18 protein-coding genes are annotated in these 21,236 nt (G+C 45.2%); 12 read left to right on the forward strand and 6 right to left on the reverse strand.

Features of this window, described 5'->3' with window-relative positions:
- The first annotated feature begins 27 nt into the window (after positions 1–27).
- Positions 28–1,281 (forward strand): MFS transporter, encoded by a 1,254-nt coding sequence (locus HFU86_RS14690; RefSeq protein WP_187129561.1) that lies wholly within the window; start codon positions 28–30, stop codon positions 1,279–1,281.
- A 108-nt stretch (positions 1,282–1,389) separates the two neighbouring features.
- Here the strand turns inward: HFU86_RS14690 and HFU86_RS14695 are convergent, their stop codons facing one another.
- From HFU86_RS14695 to ybbA, 3 genes are all read right to left on the reverse strand, one after another.
- Entirely contained in the window at positions 1,390–2,718 is a 1,329-nt protein-coding gene (locus tag HFU86_RS14695) for an esterase-like activity of phytase family protein (RefSeq protein ID WP_255426017.1), read from the reverse strand.
- A 283-nt stretch (positions 2,719–3,001) separates the two neighbouring features.
- Positions 3,002–5,449, reverse strand: a complete 2,448-nt coding sequence (gene ybbP, locus HFU86_RS14700; RefSeq protein ID WP_187129563.1) for a putative ABC transporter permease subunit YbbP — start codon at positions 5,447–5,449, stop codon at positions 3,002–3,004.
- Entirely contained in the window at positions 5,446–6,132 is a 687-nt protein-coding gene (gene ybbA / locus HFU86_RS14705) for a putative ABC transporter ATP-binding protein YbbA (protein ID WP_132496717.1), read from the reverse strand. The genes ybbP and ybbA overlap by 4 nt, the downstream gene beginning before the upstream one ends.
- On the opposite strand from ybbA, the gene tesA reads away from it, so the two are divergent.
- The 5 genes from tesA to HFU86_RS14730 all read left to right on the forward strand — a co-directional run bounded on the left by tesA (position 6,100) and on the right by HFU86_RS14730 (position 10,003).
- Positions 6,100–6,735 carry a multifunctional acyl-CoA thioesterase I/protease I/lysophospholipase L1 gene (tesA, locus tag HFU86_RS14710; protein WP_132496718.1) on the forward strand — a complete coding sequence of 212 codons (636 nt, stop codon included), beginning with the start codon at positions 6,100–6,102 and terminating at the stop codon, positions 6,733–6,735. The two genes, ybbA and tesA, sit on opposite strands and share 33 nt — an antisense overlap.
- A gap of 121 nt (positions 6,736–6,856) precedes the next feature.
- Entirely contained in the window at positions 6,857–7,642 is a 786-nt protein-coding gene (locus tag HFU86_RS14715; protein ID WP_132496719.1) for an SDR family oxidoreductase, read from the forward strand.
- 63 nt (positions 7,643–7,705) lie between these two features.
- Complete coding sequence (locus tag HFU86_RS14720; protein WP_187129564.1) at positions 7,706–8,563, forward strand: co-chaperone YbbN; 858 nt, start codon at positions 7,706–7,708, stop codon at positions 8,561–8,563.
- Positions 8,564–8,576: 13 nt separating this feature from the next.
- A complete protein-coding gene (locus tag HFU86_RS14725) occupies positions 8,577–9,527 on the forward strand; it encodes an SPFH domain-containing protein (protein ID WP_132496720.1) in 951 nt (316 codons plus the stop codon).
- On the forward strand, positions 9,524–10,003 hold the full coding sequence (locus HFU86_RS14730; protein WP_132496721.1) for an NfeD family protein: 480 nt from the start codon (positions 9,524–9,526) through the stop codon (positions 10,001–10,003). The genes HFU86_RS14725 and HFU86_RS14730 overlap by 4 nt, the downstream gene beginning before the upstream one ends.
- Here HFU86_RS14730 and cueR read toward each other — a convergent pair.
- Positions 9,957–10,367, reverse strand: coding sequence for a Cu(I)-responsive transcriptional regulator (gene cueR / locus HFU86_RS14735; RefSeq protein WP_036952159.1), 411 nt, complete (start codon positions 10,365–10,367; stop codon positions 9,957–9,959). The genes HFU86_RS14730 and cueR overlap by 47 nt on opposite strands.
- 117 nt (positions 10,368–10,484) lie before the next feature.
- On the opposite strand from cueR, the gene copA reads away from it, so the two are divergent.
- The 4 genes from copA to ybaK all read left to right on the forward strand — a co-directional run bounded on the left by copA (position 10,485) and on the right by ybaK (position 15,451).
- Entirely contained in the window at positions 10,485–13,223 is a 2,739-nt protein-coding gene (gene copA, locus HFU86_RS14740) for a copper-exporting P-type ATPase CopA (protein WP_187129565.1), read from the forward strand.
- A 144-nt stretch (positions 13,224–13,367) separates the two neighbouring features.
- Positions 13,368–13,940, forward strand: coding sequence for an HdeD family acid-resistance protein (locus HFU86_RS14745; RefSeq protein ID WP_187129566.1), 573 nt, complete (start codon positions 13,368–13,370; stop codon positions 13,938–13,940).
- A gap of 189 nt (positions 13,941–14,129) precedes the next feature.
- Positions 14,130–14,936 (forward strand): TraB/GumN family protein, encoded by an 807-nt coding sequence (locus HFU86_RS14750; RefSeq protein WP_187129567.1) that lies wholly within the window; start codon positions 14,130–14,132, stop codon positions 14,934–14,936.
- 35 nt (positions 14,937–14,971) lie between these two features.
- Positions 14,972–15,451 (forward strand): Cys-tRNA(Pro)/Cys-tRNA(Cys) deacylase YbaK, encoded by a 480-nt coding sequence (ybaK, locus tag HFU86_RS14755; RefSeq protein ID WP_187129568.1) that lies wholly within the window; start codon positions 14,972–14,974, stop codon positions 15,449–15,451.
- A 45-nt stretch (positions 15,452–15,496) separates the two neighbouring features.
- Here the strand turns inward: ybaK and ushA are convergent, their stop codons facing one another.
- Positions 15,497–17,167, reverse strand: coding sequence for a bifunctional UDP-sugar hydrolase/5'-nucleotidase UshA (ushA, locus tag HFU86_RS14760; protein ID WP_132496723.1), 1,671 nt, complete (start codon positions 17,165–17,167; stop codon positions 15,497–15,499).
- A 283-nt stretch (positions 17,168–17,450) separates the two neighbouring features.
- Here ushA and HFU86_RS14765 point away from each other — a divergent pair, with 283 nt between their 5' ends.
- Complete coding sequence (locus HFU86_RS14765) at positions 17,451–18,665, forward strand: MFS transporter (protein ID WP_108478325.1); 1,215 nt, start codon at positions 17,451–17,453, stop codon at positions 18,663–18,665.
- A gap of 296 nt (positions 18,666–18,961) precedes the next feature.
- Complete coding sequence (ybaL, locus tag HFU86_RS14770) at positions 18,962–20,710, forward strand: YbaL family putative K(+) efflux transporter (RefSeq protein ID WP_036952523.1); 1,749 nt, start codon at positions 18,962–18,964, stop codon at positions 20,708–20,710.
- A 73-nt stretch (positions 20,711–20,783) separates the two neighbouring features.
- On the opposite strand, the gene HFU86_RS14775 is transcribed toward ybaL, so the two are convergent.
- Entirely contained in the window at positions 20,784–21,137 is a 354-nt protein-coding gene (locus tag HFU86_RS14775) for a DUF1937 family protein (RefSeq protein ID WP_036952526.1), read from the reverse strand.
- Positions 21,138–21,236: the final 99 nt, after the last annotated feature.

Here is a 21,236-nt window from a genome sequence, read left to right on the forward strand (position 1 = left end):
ACTCACTAGGGCGCCACTGGAGTGCATATGCCAGAAACACAAGCCTCACCGTTTAGTCCGTTATACCAATGGTCAATTCTTATTCTCCTCGGACTGGTTTATTTCCTTGCTACCGCCACCACATTTACCTCATTAGGCGTAGTTTTACCGAGCATGATCGGCGAATTAAAATGGAGTTGGACTGAGGCAGGCTTTGGTTTTACTTTACTTGGTTTAACCTGCGGTTTAGCGAGCTTTTTACCCTCATTGCTGATACGTAAAGTCGGTGTTCGTCTCACGCTACTTTTAGGCATGCTCGTGTTCTGCTCTGGCTTTTATAGCCTCTACTCCACCGAAGCTATCAGCACCTATTTCTTAGGTACCGCTTTGATTGGTATTGGGTTTACGATATTAGCGACCGTTCCGGGTACCTATGTACTTTCTCGCCTATTTGAAAAACAATCTCTGGCATTTGGATTGTATTTCACGATTGGCGGATTAGGGGGTGTTGCAGGTCCTTGGATTTACTTCTACGCATCGAATCAATTAGGCTCTTGGCGGATGCACTGGGTATTATGTGCAGTTTATCTTAGCATCGTCACCATCATCACTATCTTGGCATTACGTGAAGGGAAAAAAGAACAAGACCACGCCAAAAAAGTAATGCAAAAACAAGTCAGTCATGCGAATAAGCCTATTTATCGTACCGCTGAAGTTTGGACAGTTCGCCGCGCATTACGTACTTGGCAATTCTATTTAATTGCCGCGACTTATACCTCTTTTTTATGGTGCGGTATTACAGTAAACAGTTTTGCAGTGGCGCACATTGAAGAGCGTGGATTTGGTATGACCATCGCGGTTTCTCTGCTAAGTACCATGGCGTTTGTGAATGCATTTTCGCGCTTCTTAGGCGGCGCGGCGGGTGAATGGTTGGAGCCGAAACGTTTACTGATTGGTAGCCTAATTATTATGGTGCTTGGCGTCGTGGCACTGAGTATCTCCACATCATGGTTCTGGCTGATTTTGTTTGTGATTTGCGTGGGTGTTGGCTACGGAATGACCTTCTTAGCGTCCAGCGTTTTACTGTCTAATTATTTTGGTCGCGGACCTTATTTAGAGTTGTTCTCCGTCGTCAATTTAATCTCAACCATTGCCTGTTTAGCGCCATTTATCGCAGGTGCAATTAAGGATATTACAGGCAGTTTTACCCCTGCATTTTTAACCATCGCAGCTCCTGTTATCGTGATCCTATTCTTTACTTTAATGATGAAGCCCCCTGCTTTAGAAGTAAAAAAAGATTAACCCACAAAAAGAAAAACGCTCGGGGATAACCCGAGCAAATATCAAACCAAGGGAAAAACAAGGATCCATTTACACGTTCTACTTCTTATCGGCATAACCGATTACGCATTACTTCAATAACTCTGGTACTTTCAGCAAGATAAATTCATTATCATCCGCTTGATTGGGTTCACGACTGGAAGAGAACGGGTAGTTATTATCGTTACCGACAATAATATGTTCATTATCCACCACATCCACGTTTTCAATCGTGAAGAATGGGAAGGTAAATACCCCATCATTTAGCGGTTTTCTGGCTAGCTTGTTAGGGTCTTGGATGTTCATCAAGTCAACATAGGCTTGTTTATCCACTGCTCCACCTGCATTGTTATCCGAAAATTCAATACGATAAACACGTTTGAATTTCGCTAAGTTGCTAAAGCAGTTTTCTTTGTTTTTTTCGCCTTCAGCGCACGCTTTATCCGCGGTGCCTTCCCCATTATCACGTTCGATAATCAAACCGTGAGTATCATCAATCAGGTTAAAATCACCAATAGCATTTTGATTATCTTCAAATACATATAACCAACTACGCCCAGTCCAATCTTGCTTTTTCACATCAAATTCAAGAATACGTGCCGCTTTTTTGCCGTTCACATTCTCATAGCCTTGTTTATCTTCTTGCCACAAAGCCCCTTCCAACATCGGATAAAGTTTGGATCCATCCGGCGATGATGCCATTCCCTCAAAACCTTTTGAGCGATTGACTTGGAAAGTCACTTTATCCGCAGGTTTGCCCGGCGTTGTCAGTGTGTAGTGGTCAGGAGAAACAACTTTCTTGCCTTCAACTTGCGTTTCAAATAGCGCCAACACCTTGCCATTTAAATCCATTTTGATGAGGTAAGGTCCAAATTCATCACCCACCCACAAGGCACCATCGGCGAATTGAAAACTTTCTGGATCAAAGTCACTTCCCGTCAAATAACGCTGCTCACTGCTTTCGTTAATAATATGAAAAGGAATAATTTTGTTGGGATCGTGGAAGAAAATTGTTTTCAACGGGTTGGCTTTTCCCGTTTTAAAATCAATATCATACTGAGTTAAATACAGCATAGAATCCGGGGAATTCATTTTATTACCAAAACCGTTATCAGTGAGTACCCAGTAGGTACCATCATCCATACGCTTGATGCCTGAATGACCTTGTAACGGCTGCCCCTTGATTGGAACAAACTTACCTGTTGGGCGCCCATCGGATTTTCCCTCCACTTTATTCAGTGTATCAACGCGGGTTCCTGTGGTGTATTTGCCACTGTGTTGCATATCCGAAGGTGCATTTTCCGGCGTTGGTACTGTCGCATCCACAGATAAAATGGCATGCCCAGCAAGTGTGGCTGGCACTTGTTTCTGTGAAATTTGTTGAGCAACCCCTGCGGTGCTAAATGAGAGTAAACCCATAAATAAAGAAAGGGATGTTAGTTTGAAAGTTATTGGTGTAAGGCGAACCATTGTTATTTTCCTATTTCATACCATCAATAATTGATGGCGGAATCATAACCGTGGTGAATGAAGGTTTTGTGAAGGATTAGAGACAGTTCGTTTAACCCGCCGCACTAACAAAATAATATTTATTTGATGCTGATACATCAACTTAAAAAATCTATATAGCGAAGCTCAAGCATCCGATTTTCATTTTTAAATAGAATAGCCACCTTCGTGGCTATTCTATTTTTTTATCCTATTAACCATTTGATAATCGGCGATGCTGATTACCAGTACCGAGTAACCTCAGTCCCAGCCAACCGCCACACACCGATAACAAGAACCCAGCACAGAGCGGCAATAACACCCACAGGCGCCATTCTGGCTGCCACGGGAAATCAAATACCTTAGTTTGCAGTAACCATAGCGCGACTTCAGCTCCAAATGCCGCGGCAAGCCCTGCCATTCCGCCAAGTAAGGCAAATTCACTCCATAAAGTACGGCGCATCAGTTTTTTGCTCGCACCTAGGGTACGATACACCACCAGCTCACGCTCTCGTTGGCTCATACCCACTTGAATCTGTGCGAGCAACAATAATAAGCCACAGAAAATCACCAAGACCACCATCACTTCTAAAGCTTGGCTAACCTGCTGTAAAATCTGCTGAATTTGCGTGATAATAGCGCCCGTATCCAACACATTAATAGTTGGGTACTGATGACTCAGCTGGGTTAACAACTGCCCATCGCCATCATAATGGAAGCTACTCAACCATGTTTCTGGCATTGGCGATAATGTTTCTTCCGCAAAAATAAAGTAGAAATTTGGGCGCAAACTTTCCCAATCCACTTTACGAATACTGCTCACTTTAGCCGTGAAAATCTGCGAGCCAGCATTGAACGTCAATTTATCGCCGATTTTTAGTCCTAACTCTTTAACAACAGTTTGCTCAATGGAAACTTCCCCCGCTTTTGGTGGCCAGCTCCCTTGCTCTAACTCGTTTGCAGGCGGTAATGTTGATTGCCACGTTAGACTAAGCTCTCGTCTAACCGTGTTATTGTTGGGATCGCGAACATCCGCCCACTCAATCGCAGACTGGTCATTAATTTCCGATAAACGCGCTAACACAACTGGATTAAACTCCGTTGGTGTAACATCGTACTGTTTCAACAGCTGCGTAACAGGAGCAAGCTGAGACTGAGTCATATTAATCAGAAAATAATTCGGGCTATCCGCAGGTAGCTGCTGTTGCCAGCGATCTAAAAGATCCCCCCGAACCAAAATCAACAATGCCAATAACATAAATGACAATGAAAATGCGCTCATCTGGGTAATAGTTTGCAATGGCTGATGCAATAAGCGGCTCACTGATAAACGCAGACTGAGCTGGCGAAACTGTACTTTTCTCAGCAACCACAACCCTAGCCAACCAATCAATGCCAAAAGCACCGCTACCACGACAATCCCCAGCAAGATTGACCATAATAGTGGGTTTACCCCCGCAAATAGGAATAACCCGCCGACCACAATCAACGTAACCACAGGTAGATAATAATACAGCGGCCAAATTGGTGATTTGGCATCTTCCCGTAATACACGAGAAGGCTGGGTTCCCATCAATTGATAGTAAGGACGGATCCCCACAATAATCGCGATAATAAACAGCGTTGCCACTGCCCAGATCCACGGCCAAAAACTGGCGCTCGGCAAGGCTTTAGGTAACATAGCCGACAATATCTGCATTAAAATGCCTTCAAAAGACAGCCCCAGCAAAGACCCTAATAATGCCGCTGCCACTAAAATCACTAACCACTGACCAATGATCCACTTACGTAGTGCACTTCGGTCTGCCCCCAACGTCTTCAATACCGCAATAAGCTGATGACGGCTTCGACAATAATGGGTCATCGACACCACTACCGCCGCAATCGCCAATAACAGCGTTAGCAACACCGATAGCAGCAAAAACTGCTGAGCACGCTTAAAGGTTTTCCCGACCGCGCCACTGTCATCATCCAAGGTATACCAGCGCTGATCGCTACGTAACTGAGCATCATATTTCTCTTTGAATGCATCAATCGCTTGGCGAGAACCCGCAAACATATCGCGATAAGTTAAACGGCTTCCTACCTGAATTGCCCCAGTTAATGGTGCATCTTCAATTGAGATCAACACCCTTGGCGCAATTTGAAAGGGGTTAAAACCACTATCAGGTTCCTGAATTAACGTCCCTGAAATCGTGAACGTCCCATCGCCGATATCAATCTGTTCGCCAACCTTTAAGTTCAGTAATTCCAATAATCTCGGAGCGACGAGAATATGCCCTTTGGTGGGTTTTAACCCCGCAGGCTCGGTCACTAAGTCACCGTATAGGGGATAACTCGAATCTGCCGCTTTCACTAACACTAACTGCGGGCGCCCTTCTTCATCAGCGGTAGAATACGCCATAGTCGAAAATGAAATTTGCTGGCTCAATGTCAGCCCTGCTTGCTGCGCCGTGGCAAGCCATGCTGGCTCACTCAGATGGGAAGAACGCAGCACCAAATCCCCCGCGAGTAGCTCTTGGCTCTGATAGCTCATGCTATTTTCAATGCGATCGCTGATCCGCCCTAATGCCAGCACACAGGCGACTGCCAAGGTTAATGCGAGCCACACAATCAACAGAGACGGCGTTTTCCATTCACGCCAAAACCAGCGCCAAATCATGACTCTTCCCTCAATTGCCCATCAACTAACCGTAATCGACGTTGGCAACGGGCGGCTAACTCATTGTCATGAGTGACCAAAATCAGCGTGGTTCCGTGCTCTTTATTCATCGTAAATAACAAATCGGCGATTTTATCCCCCGTATGGCGGTCAAGATTCCCTGTGGGTTCATCAGCAAACAAGATTTGAGGCTGACCATTGAACGCCCGAGCCAATGCTACACGCTGCTGTTCACCGCCCGAAAGCTGAGCTGGCATATGTTTTAAGCGATTACCTAACCCTAAATCTGTTAGTAAGCTCACCGCCTGTTGATGACTCTTGGTTTCCGATTCACCGCGCAGTAAAGAAGGCAATTGGACATTTTCAAGGGCGTTCAGCGTTGGAATTAACATAAAAGATTGAAAAACAAAGCCGACACTTTGCGCCCGTAATCGCGCCCGTGCTTCTTCGTCCATGGTCGTTAAGTCTTGATCAAGCAACTTCACGGTGCCGCTAGTGCCATCATCCAACCCTGCAATAATACCTAACAAGGTGGATTTTCCTGACCCTGACTCACCAATTAAGGCAATTGTCTGACCAGACTCGACAATTAGCTCGACTCCTTGCAATATAGTCAGTTCATGTTCACCTTGACCAACACGTTTAATGAGATGATGAACTTCAAGAATATTTTGCGCCGACATATATTGGTTTTTCTCCTGTTAGTTACCGCCAGTGGACAAACACTCGCGGCAACGAAACTATTGATTCTCGGCGATAGTCTTAGTGCAGGCTATCGAATACCCGCCGAGCAAGCTTGGGCAACATTACTTGCCGAACGTTGGCAAAAAAAGTCGCCACCGATTTTAGTTATTAATGGCAGTATTAGTGGAAATACCGCCTCTCAAGGGTTGGAACGTCTACCCACTCTTCTAGCCCAGCACAAACCTGACTGGGTACTGATTGAGCTGGGAGCTAATGATGGTTTGCAAGGACTATCTGTTGAACAGTTAGGTATAACATTACAACAGATTATCGACCAAATAGAGCAAAATGGTGCTAAACCGCTCTTAATGCAAATTCGTATCCCGCCAAACTATGGTAAACGCTACACATCCAGCTTTGAAAAAGTGTACCCAATGCTAGCTGAAAAAAATAACCTTCCGCTGATCCCATTTTTTATGGAAAGCGTGATCACCAAACCGGAATGGATCCAGCCTGATGGTATTCATCCAACTGAGCAAGCCCAGCCCACGATTGCAGATTTTATGGAAAAACAGCTATCGCCCTATTTGTTAACAAAATAATGTTATTAGCCAAATAACCTTATTAACAATAATAAAGTTATTAGCCAAATAAATTTGCTAGGTAAATAAATTATAATGAACCAATATGATAGCGAACATTTAGCCCAGAGTAGGTAAAGTTATGCAAAAAACGGTATTAGTGACAGGGGCGTCAAGTGGCATAGGGTTGTGCGCTGCGCAGACTTTAAAACAGCGTGGTTATCATGTGATAGCCACCTGTCGAAAACAGGCTGATATTGAACGATTACAATCACTTGGCTTCGAAACTGTGGCGTTAGATTTAGATGACCCGGTAAGTGTTGAGGCCGCTGCTCAGCAGGTTCTGACGCTCTGTAATGGGAAACTTTTCGGATTATTCAATAACGCCGGATTCGGGGTATATGGCCCATTGAACACCGTGAGCCGCCAGCAATTGGAATCCCAATTCTCCAGTAATTTTTTCGGAGTTCACCAATTGACCTTCCTGCTGCTTCCCGCCATGCTGCCACACCATGAAGGTCGTATTGTGCAAACTAGCTCCGTGATGGGCATTATCTCAACGCCAGGTCGTGGAGCCTATGCCGCCAGTAAATACGCGTTGGAAGCTTGGTCAGATGCATTGCGTTTGGAGCTACAAGGTTCTGGTATTCACGTCAGCTTAATTGAACCCGGTCCCATCCACAGTGCCTTTACCCAAAATGTGGCGCAAACTCAGCAAGATAAGCCAGTTAAGAATCCGGGGATTGCCGCAAAATTTACGTTATATCCTGAAGATGTGGTCAAAAAATTGATTTTGGCATTAGAGAGTCCGCGTCCACGTGTACGCTACTCTGTCACATTATTAACGGTTTTTGTGCGTATACTAAAACGTGTATTACCCGATAAGCTGATGGACAAAGTCCTCGCGGGTCAGGGCAAGAAAGATTGAAAAAACAGAACTAAGCCCCCATTTCATTGACATGATTAATAACGAATTTTAAAGAGACTGCTTATGTTAGCTAACGCACAAATTATTGATATTAACGAGACCAACCTACACCAGACCATCGAACAATCCATGAACATGCCTGTCATGTTCTACTTTTGGTCACCACGCAGCCCACAAAGCTTAGAATTCACCAGCATGTTAGAGCGTATTGCTCAAGACTACGCAGGGCTGTTTATCCTCGCAAAAGTTAACTGCGATGAAGAACAAATGATCGCCAGCCAATTTGGCTTAAAAGGCGTTCCAACGGTTTATGTGCTGCAAAATGGTCGCCCAGTTGATGGCTTCGAAGGCCCACAGCCTGAAGAAGCTGTGCTGCAAATACTCTCTCGCGTATTACCAAGCCCAGAAGAGTTAAAAGCTGCGCAAGCCGCTGAATTAGTGGCGGAAGGCAAACTTCAAGAGGCCCTGCCATTACTGAAAGAAGCCAACCAGCTTGCGCCTAAAAACAGCGATATCACTTTCTTATTAGCCGAAGTGCAAATTGGTCTACATTTAATTGATGATGCAGAAGCCTTGTTAGCTACCGTGCCAATGCAAGATAAAGACAGCCGTTATCAAGGATTAGTGGCTCAAATCGAATTAACCAAGCAAGCTGCGGATACCCCAGAAATTCAGCAGCTGATAAAAGAATTCAATCAAGATCAAGAAAATACTATGTTAGCCGTTCAACTGGCGTTAAAGCTTCACGAAGTCAATCGCAATGAAGAAGCGTTAGACATGCTGCTCACCTTCTTACGCAAAGACTTAAACGCAGGGGATGGCGCAATCAAAAAAACCATGATGGATATCATGTCAGCAATGGGAACAGGTGATGCACTTGCGAGCAAGTTCCGTCGCCAAGTTTATTCATTACTTTACTAGTTAAGGATTACCTATGGATTTGTTCGCGTCTGGTGCGCTACCAGTTGTTATTCTTGTCATTATTGCCGTTGTTATCGTTACCACCTGCGTAAAAACGGTACCGCAAGGCTTCCAGTGGACAGTTGAGCGCTTTGGGCGTTATACCCGCACTTTACAGCCGGGTTTACACCTTTTAGTGCCATTTATGGATAAAATTGGTCGCCGTATCAATATGATGGAACAAGTCCTTGATATTCCATCCCAAGAAGTTATCTCTCGTGATAATGCCAACGTGACCATTGATGCAGTCTGCTTTATTCAAGTGATTGACCCAGTTCGTGCGGCGTATGAAGTCAGCAATTTAGAATTATCCGTTCTGAACCTCATCATGACCAACATCCGTACGGTTCTTGGGGCGATGGAGCTGGATGAAATGCTCTCCCAACGTGATTCTATCAATGGCCGCTTACTGCACGTGGTGGATGAAGCCACCAACCCGTGGGGCGTAAAAATCACCCGTATTGAAATTCGCGATGTCAAACCGCCAAAAGAACTGGTCAGTGCGATGAACGCCCAGATGAAAGCAGAACGAACCAAACGTGCCGATATTCTGGAAGCGGAAGGTATTCGTCAAGCGGCTATCTTAAAAGCGGAAGGTGAAAAGCAGTCGCAAATTTTGAAAGCGGAAGGTGAACGTCAATCTGCCTTCTTACAAGCAGAAGCGCGTGAGCGCGCGGCTGAAGCGGAAGCCAAAGCGACTCAAATGGTTTCTGAAGCGATCGCCGCCGGTGATATGCAGGCCATCAACTACTTTGTGGCACAAAAATACACCGATGCCCTGACCAGCATTGGCTCAGCGGAAAATAGCAAAGTGATCATGATGCCATTAGAAGCTAGCAACTTAATGGGTGCGATTGGTGGGATCACTGAACTCATTGGCGAAAGCAAAAAAATGGGCGCAAACAAAAAGCAGGCTAAAGAATGATAGAATTTATCAGCACTCAACCCGTCTGGTTTTGGCTATGTCTTGGGGGATTACTGCTGATTGCTGAACTTCTTGGTACAGGTGGCTACCTACTTTGGTCCGGCATTGCCGCCGTCACCGTTGGGGTGCTCACCTTTGCATTGCCATTCCTCAGTTGGGAATGGCAAGGTATCTTATTTGCGGTATTTACCGTCGTTTCTGCGATTTTATGGCGAAAATGGCTCAGCCACCGCAAAGCCAGCCGTGCCGATGATGTCAACCAAATCAGCCACCAGCTGGTTGGTGTCAGGGCGCGCTTGCTGACTGATACCGAAGAGGGGTTTAGCCGTGTGCGCCTCGCCGATGGCAGTTGGCGCATATACAGCGACGTCCCATTAAAAGCAGAAGCTGAAGTGGAAGTAACCGCCGTGGACGGAAACACCCTAAAAGTTAAGCCTTACCATGGTGACAACAGCCACGCGCCAGATGGTCAATAATCGGGCAGTCTGCCCCTTCATCACCGGGGCAGACATCCACTAATTCTTGTAACGTATCCCTAATAGCCGACAGCTTTAAAATCGTCTGCTGAATTTCATCAATTTTTGCTATCGTCGCACTTTTCACATCCGCACTGTGGCGGCTTGGATTACGAAACAATCCCAGCAATTCCCCGCACTCGTCCAGCGTAAACCCCACATCTTTAGCTTGTTTTAAAAGCATCAGTTCATCGAGATGTCTGGCTTGATAATAGCGATAACTATTATCCCCGCGTTCCGGTGGTGTGATCAGCCCTTTATCCTCATAAAAGCGAATTGCTTTGGCAGTCAGACCGGTTTTTTTGGCAATTTCACTAATATTCATAATTCCCCTTGACCTTCCCCTTGTGGGAAGGTTTAACCTTAACTACATAGCGGATTATAGACTGATTTTGTGTACAAATTATAGCCCCTCGTTATGAGAAGGCTCGGAGAATCAAAAATGAAAATAATTCTATCCTTACAAGGTTTGAGCTGCATGCATTGCGTCGGCTCCGTGACAAAAGCACTGCAAGCACGCCCTGATGTTGAATCGGTCAACGTCTCTATTGATTACGCGGTGATTGAAAGCAGCGCTAGCGTCGAATCCCTCATTCAAACCATTGTCGATGCAGGCTATGAAGCCACTGAAGCAACTGCGCCAAATGTAGAGTTACAACTCTCTGGCTTAAACTGCATGAAATGCGCAGGGAAAACTCAGCAAGCATTAGAAGCTGTTGAAGGCGTTGCTGCCGCGGTAGTAGATACTAAGTTGGCGAAAGTTTATGGTACTGCCTCTACATCCGATTTAATCGCCGCGGTAGAAGGCGCAGGATTCCACGCAGAACTTGCCCAAGAAGGTGCTAGCTCCCCAAAAACTGAGCCGCTGAAAACATCAATTGAACAGCCGGAAACGGGTTCAGCGGCAGTTTGTGATATTCCGGCACAAGAGTCTGACCTTGGCGAACAGCCTGACATTGCCGTGACCGATGACAGTATTCAATTATTACTCGATGGCATGACCTGCGCCAGCTGCGTCAGTAAAGTGCAAAAGGCACTTAATAGCGTACCTGGTGTGGAAAATGCACGAGTGAACTTAGCGGAACGCAGTGCGTTAGTCACTGGAACCGCGAAGCCCGATGACCTCGTCGAAGCGGTCGTAAAAGCAGGTTATGGCGCTGAAATCATCCAAGATGAAGCTAAGCGTCGTGAACGCCAGCAAGAAGTGGCTCAAGCGAATATGCGCCGCTTCCGTTGGCAATCTGCGCTAGCCCTTGCTTTAGGTGTGCCCGTGATGATTTGGGGGATGATCGGCGACAACATGATGTTAAGCGCTGATAACCACAACATTTGGCTCACTATCGGGGTATTAACGCTGCTGGTGATGATTTTTGCCGGTGGGCATTTTTATCGCAGTGCATGGCAAAGCTTAAAAAATGGCAGTGCCACCATGGATACCTTGGTTGCCTTAGGTACTGGGGCAGCTTGGCTCTATTCGATTGTCGTCAATATTTGGCCTGAGATGTTCCCAGAACAAGCTCGCCATCTTTATTACGAAGCCAGCGCCATGATCATCGGTCTGATCAACTTAGGTCATGCCCTTGAGCAGCGCGCACGCCAGCGTTCCTCCAAAGCCTTAGAGCGGCTATTGGATTTAACGCCACCAACGGCCCGTGTTGTTACCGAACAAGGGGAAGTCGATATGCCCCTTGCTCAAGTGAAACAAGGCATGGTTTTACGCTTAACCACAGGGGATCGTGTCCCTGTCGATGGTGAAATCATTGAAGGCGAAGTGTGGCTGGATGAAGCGATGCTAACCGGTGAGCCTATCCCGCAGCAAAAAAGCCGTGGCGATGCAGTACACGCAGGAACCGTTGTGCAAGACGGTACCGTGTTATTCCGCGCCGCCGCAGTGGGTAGCCAAACCACGTTAGCGCGTATTATTTACTTAGTACGCCAAGCGCAAAGCAGTAAACCGCAAATCGGGCAATTAGCTGACCGAATTTCGGCGGTGTTTGTCCCTGTGGTAGTGGCTATTGCAGTGATTTCAGGGGCAATTTGGTATTTCGTGGGTCCCGCTCCACAAATTACCTACGCGCTGGTTATCACGACCACGGTACTGATTATTGCCTGTCCGTGTGCCTTAGGTCTTGCAACGCCGATGTCGATTATATCCGGTGTCGGTCGCGCCGCAGAGTTTGGGGTATTGGTGCGTGATGCCGATGCCTTACAGCAAGCGAGCGAGCTCGATACCATCGTCTTTGACAAAACCGGTACCTTAACTGAGGGCATGCCACAAGTTACTGATATTCACCTGTTCAACGGTTTTAATGAGTCACAAGCTCTGCAATTTGCGGCGTCCCTCGAAAGTGGTTCTAACCACCCGCTGGCTCGTGCAATTGTTAGCCGTGCAAAAGGGCTGGATATTGTTGCCAATCAGCAATTTAGAACTTTGGCTGGATTAGGAGTCACCGCGGTTGTTGAAGGTAAAACAGTTTTACTTGGCAATCAAAAACTGCTGACTGAAAACCAAATTGATACCCGTGAAATCGATGAAACGCTCCATCAGCAAGCGTCTCTTGGGGTCACTCCAGTGCTATTGGCGGTTGATGGTCAGATTGCAGCACTACTGTCTATTCGCGATCCATTGCGTGAAGACAGTGTCAGTGCCCTCGCCCGTCTGCATAAACAAGGCTTCCGCTTAGTGATGCTAACCGGGGATAACCCAGTCACAGCCAAAGCGATCGCCAAAGAGGCTGGCATTGACGAAGTGATTGCGGGAGTGATGCCAGATGGAAAATCTGCGGCAATTGAAGCTTTGCAAGCCAAAGGTCATAAAGTAGCCATGGTGGGTGATGGTATCAACGATGCTCCCGCTCTTGCTCGAGCGGATGTCGGGATTGCCATGGGTGGCGGTAGTGATATTGCGATTGAAACTGCGTCAATTACCTTAATGCGCCAAAGCCTACACGGCGTTGCCGACGCAGTGTCTATCTCCAAAGGGACTCTGCGTAATATGAAACAGAACTTGTTTGGAGCCTTCGTGTATAACTCGTTAGGTATTCCGATTGCCGCCGGTATTTTATACCCAATTACTGGTACGTTATTAAACCCGGTTGTGGCAGGAGCCGCCATGGCGCTTTCTTCCATTACCGTGGTCAGCAACGCCAACCGTTTATTACGTTTCAAACCTGAAAAATAGCCTTATCAAGCCACCTTTAAACCTTAAAGGTGGCTTTTCCAACATTTTGACTCAACGCAATAAATCGCCCGAATACCTCAGTGACTTCATCATTCCTGTTCTATAATTAAGTGATTCTAATTATTTTCACTGTTTGAGGGTTCCATGTTAAATATTAATCGCGAAAAGCTCACCAACTTAGCCAATGGTGACGTGAAAAAGCAACGTAATATTTTGGCGGTTCTCGCCGTGTTATTACTGCTAGGTGGTATCGCCTGTTTAGCTAATCCAGTTGCCTCTGGTATTGCCGTCAGTGCTATTGTGGGCGTGCTATTAATCTTAAGTGGCGTCGGTGCCATTGTGAGCATCCTGAGCACCACTATCTATACGGGCTGGTCTCGCCTCTTTGGGTTTGTCATCGGGATTATTTACTGTATCGTCGGTTATGCATTTATCAAAGAGCCTTTACAGGGCTTAATCGCCATGGCAATGGTGATTGCGGCGCTGTTTATTATTGGCGGGGTAATGCGCCTATATGCCGGTATCCAGCAAATTAAATCTGCAGGTGGCTGGATGCAGATTATTATAGGGCTTCTGGACTTCTTTATTGCTTACTTATTAATTGGCAATGGTCCGATTACCTCGATTGCGCTGTTAACCGCATTAATCGGTATCGAATTAATTTTCAGTGCGTTTGGTTTATTCTCTCTATTAAGCCTATTAAAGCGCAAAGACTAATTTGCATAACGACTCACGTAATATAATAAATAGCGCCTGATGATGAGGCGCTATTTTTTTATCTGCAATTCGTCTGCTTAGTGATAGGCAATATTTTAGTCATAGACCGTATCGTGCGGTGTAATTCGCAAATTCCCACAAGATTGTTTACTCTGTTTGTCTCAGTCGTTAAATCAGGATAAATATCAAATGGGAAAACTACTCGAAAACTTAAAAAGTTGGCTGCACCGGGGAGTCGCACCAAATTATCCTTATCCTGCTGTTGATGTACGGCTGTCTAGCCAGCTAAAACTACACATTGTCGGCAGTATTCATATGGGAACCGAAAATATGTTTCCCTTATCCGCCACTTTGCTCGATAAAATCAACCACGCAGATGGGCTGATTGTTGAGGCGGATATCACTCAAGCAAACTCACCTTTCCCAACGTCTACAGCCTTGATAGCACCGATTTCCCAGAGATTAACGGACGCCGAGTTTGCCCTGTTTTTACAATACTGCCAAGAGATACGCCAATCCCCCACTCAGTTTGACCACCTCCCTTCTTGGCAAGTCGCCCTGACGATGCAAGCCACCCAAGCGCAGTTATTGGGTTTACGAGGTCACTATGGAATTGACTACCAACTGATCCATAACGCACTAGCCCAAAATAAGCCCATTATTGAGCTAGAAGGTGTAGACTCCCAAGTGCAATTACTGCTCGATTTACCCGATGATGGTTTGCCATTATTGCAAGATACCCTAATTCATTGGCGTGCCAATGCACGCTCCTTGCAAACCATGATTAGCTGGTGGCTGGATTTTCAACCGGAAAATTGCGTTACATTACCGAATACCTTCAGCGAAGGGGTTTATAATGTGCTGATGACTCAACGCAATCAGGAATGGGCGAGAAAACTGAAAACCTTGCCTGCGGGTAATTATGTGGTCGCCGTAGGCGCACTGCACTTGTTTGGTGAACAGAGCTTAATTGATTATTTACGAAACGATAATTGATCAAATCCAGTCATTGAAAAAGAAAAGGAATAATTATGACTCCGGCAGTAAAATTACTGGAAAAACAAAAAATTAAATTCACGCTACACCCTTATGATCACGATCCCAATGAGAGTAATTTTGGTGATGAAGCCGTCCAAAAATTAGGCTTAGATGCCAAGCAAGTCTTCAAAACCTTATTAGTCGCGCTTAATGGCGATCAAAAAACCTTAGCGGTGGCTGTCACCCCAGTTTCTGGGCAGCTCGATCTCAAATCTGTTGCTAAGGTATTTAAAGTCAAAAAAGTGGAAATGGCAGATCCGCAAATTGCCCAAAAAATCACGGGGTATTTGCTGGGTGGGATCAGCCCATTAGGTCAGAAAAAACGCCTTCCGACCGTGATTGATAGCCAAGCCCAAGAATTTACGACTATGTTTATTTCCGGCGGCAAGCGCGGTTTGGATTTAGAACTCGCCCCAAGCGATCTGGCGAGTGTGTTAAATGCCAGCTTTGCGGATATTAAAAAAGAATCGTAAAAAACAAAAAGCCCCAAAAAGGGGCTTTTTCATACTCATCACCGATTATTTATTTTTATAAACAATCTCGCCTTTTGGCTCGTAATCAGCGGCTTTTAATGGAGAATGTTTCTCAATATAACCTTTGAGCACTTCCGCATCCACAAAGCCAGTGTTGACGTAGTTTGGATGATTATCGATAGCTGGATAACCATCACCGCCAATCGCGTTAAAGTTTAATGTCGCCATACGGTAAGTTTTGTTCTTATCGACTGGTTTGCCATCAATCTTCACGTCGCTGATTGTGCCGTCGGCATTCAGAGTCAGGCTCACATTATAGAACTGACCGTAAGCACCAGAGTCGGTCTTCATGTTAGCGACTGCTTGCAGATACGGCAGAACCTCTTCGCCTTTAAAGTCCACATACACTAATTCGTTAGCAAATGGCTGAACTTTCAGGACATCTTTATAGGTAATATCACCGCTTTCGATGGAATCACGCACGCCGCCGCCGCTCATAATGGCAAAATCAGCCCCTGCACGCTCTTTTTGAGCTGCCAGCAGTAAGTGCCCCATATTGGTTTGCTCAAAGCGTACCTTATTACGGTCGCCCATCAGCTTGCCTTCCACTGAACCGACTTTCACGCCTAATTGCTGGTCGCCTTTATCTTGATAAGGGGTTAGCAATTTTGTCATTTCAGGGTTGTGCGCAATTTCCTGTGTGTAGTAGACGTAATCTGATGAACCGTCGTCTTTCTTCACTTTTTTCTTCAGGTTAATTGGGATCAATTGATAATGTTTTAAGGTGAATTTACCGTTTTTGAATTCAAAATCGGCACGACCCACATATTTACCCCACTCATGGGCTTGAACAATCCAGGTGCCATTTTGGTTGTCTGGCGCACATGGGGTTCCTGGCACATAGTCTTCTTGTTTGTAGTTTTTGTTCTCTTGAGACATACAAACAGGGTCTTGTGAGTGCCCACCCACTATCATATCTAAATAGCCCGCAGGTAAGCTGCGCGCCATTTCCACATCCCCCGGTGCGTTAGAACCGTGGTTGCCATCATCGTAGTGCCCCATATGGGTTGCCGCGATAATAATGTCTGGTTTCTCAGTCGCACGTAGCTCTTCCACCACTTTTTTGGCTTCAGCAGCAGGGACGCGGAATTCAACATCAGGGAAGTTCGCAGGGTTACCGATTTTCGCGGTATCGTCAGTTGTTAAGCCTAAAACAGCAATTTTTACACCTTGCTTATCAAAGACTTGGTAAGGTTTAAACAGACGTTTACCTGTGCTGGTTTGATAAATGTTGGCAGATAAGAATGGAAACGTTGCCCACTTTTCTTGCTGCTTGAGGACTTCTAGCGGGTTATCAAATTCGTGGTTACCGAGCGCCATCGCATCGTAGCCCACCAAATTCATCCCTTTAAAATCCGGTTCGGCATCTTGTAAATCAGACTCTGGCACACCAGTATTAATATCCCCACCTGAGAGTAATAAAACACTGCCGCCTTGCTTCGCCACTTCGTCACGAATTTCATCAACCACGGTTTTTTGTGCCGCTAATCCATACTCACCTTTTTCATTGTGCCAAAAATGACCATGATGATCGTTAGTATGCAAAATAGTGATGTTGTAGGTTTTATCTTTTTCCCACGCATTTGCCATCGCTGCGGGTAACAGCGCTAACGAGACAGTTAATGCGCACGCGGATGCCTTAAATGTCAGTTTCATACATTCTCCCTGCTGGTATAGAAATCTCTACCGATTACGTAGTTTTTTATGCGTAATAAGCTTATGAGTTAATAAGCCATGTGTTAATAGACTCAGTCTTATAGCATAAAAATGACGGCAAGATCTGAGCGGCTATGCACAAACAGAACGCTGTTACAAAGAAATGAGATCTGGATCGACTAATATTTTCCATCAATTTACCCATGCCACTCATATTGCCATTTAAATAATTTCTATATTAGTTATATTGGTTACAATTACGCAACAAACTAAAGTGATGATCATGAGTGAGCAAACAGCAGCGAATGGCGGCGCCAAACCCGCCAATAAAACGGGAAAAACCGTTTTCAGTATCCTGACGGCAATCAGTGTCTCTCATTTACTCAATGACATGATTCAGTCGCTAATATTAGCGATTTATCCCTTATTACAATCTGATTTTTCCCTTAGCTTCGCTCAAATTGGGATGATCACCCTCACTTACCAAGTCACGGCATCACTTTTACAGCCGATTATTGGTTATTACACGGATAAACACCCTCAACCCTATTCCTTACCGATAGGCATGAGCTTTACCTTGTCGGGCTTACTGTTATTAGCGATGGCAGAAACCTTCCCAACCATCTTGATAGCCGCCGCGTTAGTGGGTACTGGCTCTTCGGTGTTCCACCCCGAATCGTCAAGAGTCGCGCGAATGGCATCTGGTGGACGCCATGGTTTAGCCCAATCCTTTTTCCAAGTGGGCGGCAACCTCGGAGCATCATTAGGTCCTCTACTCGCCGCACTGATCATTGAACCTTATGGTAAAGGCAACATCGGTTGGTTCTCGTTCGCGGCACTACTCGCCATTATTATTCTTTTGCAAGTTAGCAGTTGGTATAAACAGCAGCATCGCGCTGCAAAGAAAAAGCCCGTCATTCACGGAGAAGTTAAAGTGCTGCCTCGCAAAGTCGTGGTTGGCTCGCTCAGCGTTTTGTTAGTTTTAATTTTCTCAAAATATTTCTATTTAGCGAGCATTAGCAGTTACTACACTTTCTATTTAATCGATAAGTTTGGTGTTTCGGTACAAAACGCCCAAATTCACTTGTTTGTATTTTTATTCGCCGTTGCGGCAGGTACCATGATTGGTGGTCCTATTGGCGATAAAATTGGGCGTAAGTATGTTATCTGGTTTTCTATCCTTGGCGTTGCCCCATTTACGTTGATTTTACCTCACGCGTCACTCTTCTGGACGGGCGTCCTGACGGTAATTATCGGGATGATTTTAGCCTCAGCATTCTCGGCTATTTTGGTATACGCACAAGAATTGATCCCAGGTAAAACGGGGATGGTTTCAGGGCTATTCTTTGGTTTAGCCTTTGGTATGGGGGGGGTTGGTGCCGCTGTCTTGGGTCATATTGCTGACCAAACCAGTATTGAGCAAGTTTATCAATATTGTGCCTTTCTACCATTATTGGGTATTTTTACTGTATTGTTACCAAATATAAACAACAAATAGACTTATTACCTTATTTTATCCATACTTATGTTTTTATAAGTATGGATAACCCTTCCTTTATTTCACAAAAGACTTCCATAAAAATGACTAAAACAAAAAGCTTGTAACGATTTAGCCCTATCAGCTCGATTTTTTTTTAGAAACTAGGCAATTTTTTAAAGAAATTTGTTTTCAAAACCGCTAAAATAGATAAACACGCAATTTGTATTTCAAAATGGTGATTAACGTCATCAACATTTTGAAAGCCAAAGGCATGTACCCACCTTTTTATTCATAAACAAACCAGAGGAGACTTAATGGAGCATTCAACGCCCTTAATTACAACCATTGTTGGTGGTCTCGCCCTTGCATATATATTAGGCATGCTCGCGCAGCGCTTAAAAATTTCGCCACTTGTCGGTTATCTTGCCGCGGGTGTATTAGCGGGTCCTTTTACCCCCGGTTTTGTTGCAGACACCACCCTAGCCCCTGAACTCGCTGAAATCGGGGTTATTCTTTTGATGTTTGGTGTTGGTCTACATTTCTCATTGAAAGATTTATTAGCCGTAAAAGCAATTGCCATCCCCGGCGCCATCGCTCAAATAGCCGTCGCGACTTTATTAGGTCTTGGCTTATCGATGTTATTCGGTTGGGGCGTATTTACGGGAATTGTCTTTGGTCTCTGTCTGTCAACAGCAAGTACCGTTGTATTACTACGTGCACTTGAAGAGCGGCAACTAATTGAAAGCCAACGCGGGCAAATCGCTATTGGCTGGTTGATCGTTGAAGATTTAGCCATGGTTCTCGCCTTGGTACTGTTACCTGCTGCCGCAGGGATCATGGATAGTAATGAAGCCAGTTTTGGCGAATTAGCCATGAGCCTTGGATGGACAATCGGTAAAGTCGTTGCCTTTATCGTCATTATGATTGTCATCGGGCGAAAAGTTATCCCATGGATTTTATCTCGCACAGCATCAACAGGTTCTCGTGAACTGTTTACGCTTGCGGTTTTAGCGCTTGCATTAGGTATCGCCTATGCTGCTGTCGCGATTTTTGACGCTTCCTTCGCATTAGGCGCATTCTTCGCAGGCATGGTGCTGAATGAATCAGAGCTGAGCCATCGTGCGGCTCAGGACACTTTACCGCTACGCGATGCGTTTGCAGTGCTGTTCTTCGTGTCTGTCGGGATGTTATTCGACCCAGTTGTTCTCATTGAGCAACCGTTAGGGATCATCGCTGTTCTCGGTATCATTATCATTGGTAAATCCGCCGCCGCGCTGGTGCTCGTACGCATGTTTGGGCACTCACGCCGTACCGCATTAACCATTTCTGTCAGCTTGGCTCAAATTGGTGAGTTTGCCTTTATTTTGGCGGGTATGGGTCTGGCACTCGGGGTCATGGATAAAGACGCTCAAAACTTGGTATTAGCTGGTGCGATTGTCTCTATCATGCTAAACCCTGTGTTATTCAGCCTGTTAGATAAATATCTGGAAAAAACCGAGACCATCGAAGAGCAGCTTCTGGAAGAAACACTGGAAGAAGAGACTCAGATCCCAGTGGATATTTGTGGTCATGCAGTGATAGTTGGTTACGGTCGCGTTGGTGGCATGCTGGCTGATAAACTGCGTCGTCGTGAAATCCCACTGGTTGTGGTTGAAGATACCCGTGCACGCTTTGAAGAGCTGGCTGAAAATGGTTTCAGCGCCATCTTAGGTAATGGTGCCAGTAAAGATATCCTAAGCCTTGCCCGTATTGAATGTGCAAAATCCCTGTTACTGACCATTCCAAACGGTTATGAAGCAGGTGAAATTGTGGCTACCGCCAAAGAGCTGAATCCGAATATCACCGTGGTCGTACGCGCCCACTATGATGATGAAGTCAGCTTCATTAGAGAGCGCGGTGCAGACCACATTATTATTGGTGAGCATGAGATTGCAAAATCTATCACCACGTTAATGTGCAATGATGTGGCTGAATTTGGTTGTGCTATCCCAGATGATAAGGATAAAGATAATCACAACCCAGATGGCAAAAATTTGGATGAATATCTAAAACCGAGCCACTAAGTTCAGTGTCAATTAAGTTCATTTTTAATTGAAAACAAAAAAGCCGTAACTGATTAACGTTACGGCTTTTTTATTATGAATTCAGCATTTGCTCAGCAAATTCACTGTCAGTCCATACAGGTAAACCTTTATCTTTGAAGAATTGAATTTCTGCGGCAACACCACCACTTTTTTCCCATCCCGCCAGCGTCAGAACAATCAAACCATCGCAACGCTTTAAAAATTCCATATCAATTGCTGACCATGCCACTTTTTGCCCTTGCGAAGCTAAGTACTGATTGATCGGGTGAGTCATGGTAATTTGGCTATAGGTTGCAATTCCTTTAAGCGCTAATTCCGCTGCATATTGGGTACAAGCTTGAAAACGCATTTCCACAACATTGCTATCAGGATCAGAATATGGGCACGCAATAAAATAGAGTTTCATTTTAATTCCTAGTGTCGTATTTAACGAATTTTGAGCAAAGTAATCCTATGAAAAATAAATGAATTATTTTCCATAGGGTATAAATTAAATGGGTAATGC

Origin of the sequence: Providencia sp. JUb39 (assembly GCF_012272845.1) — a bacterium.
Taxonomy (GTDB): domain Bacteria; phylum Pseudomonadota; class Gammaproteobacteria; order Enterobacterales; family Enterobacteriaceae; genus Providencia; species Providencia lanzhouensis.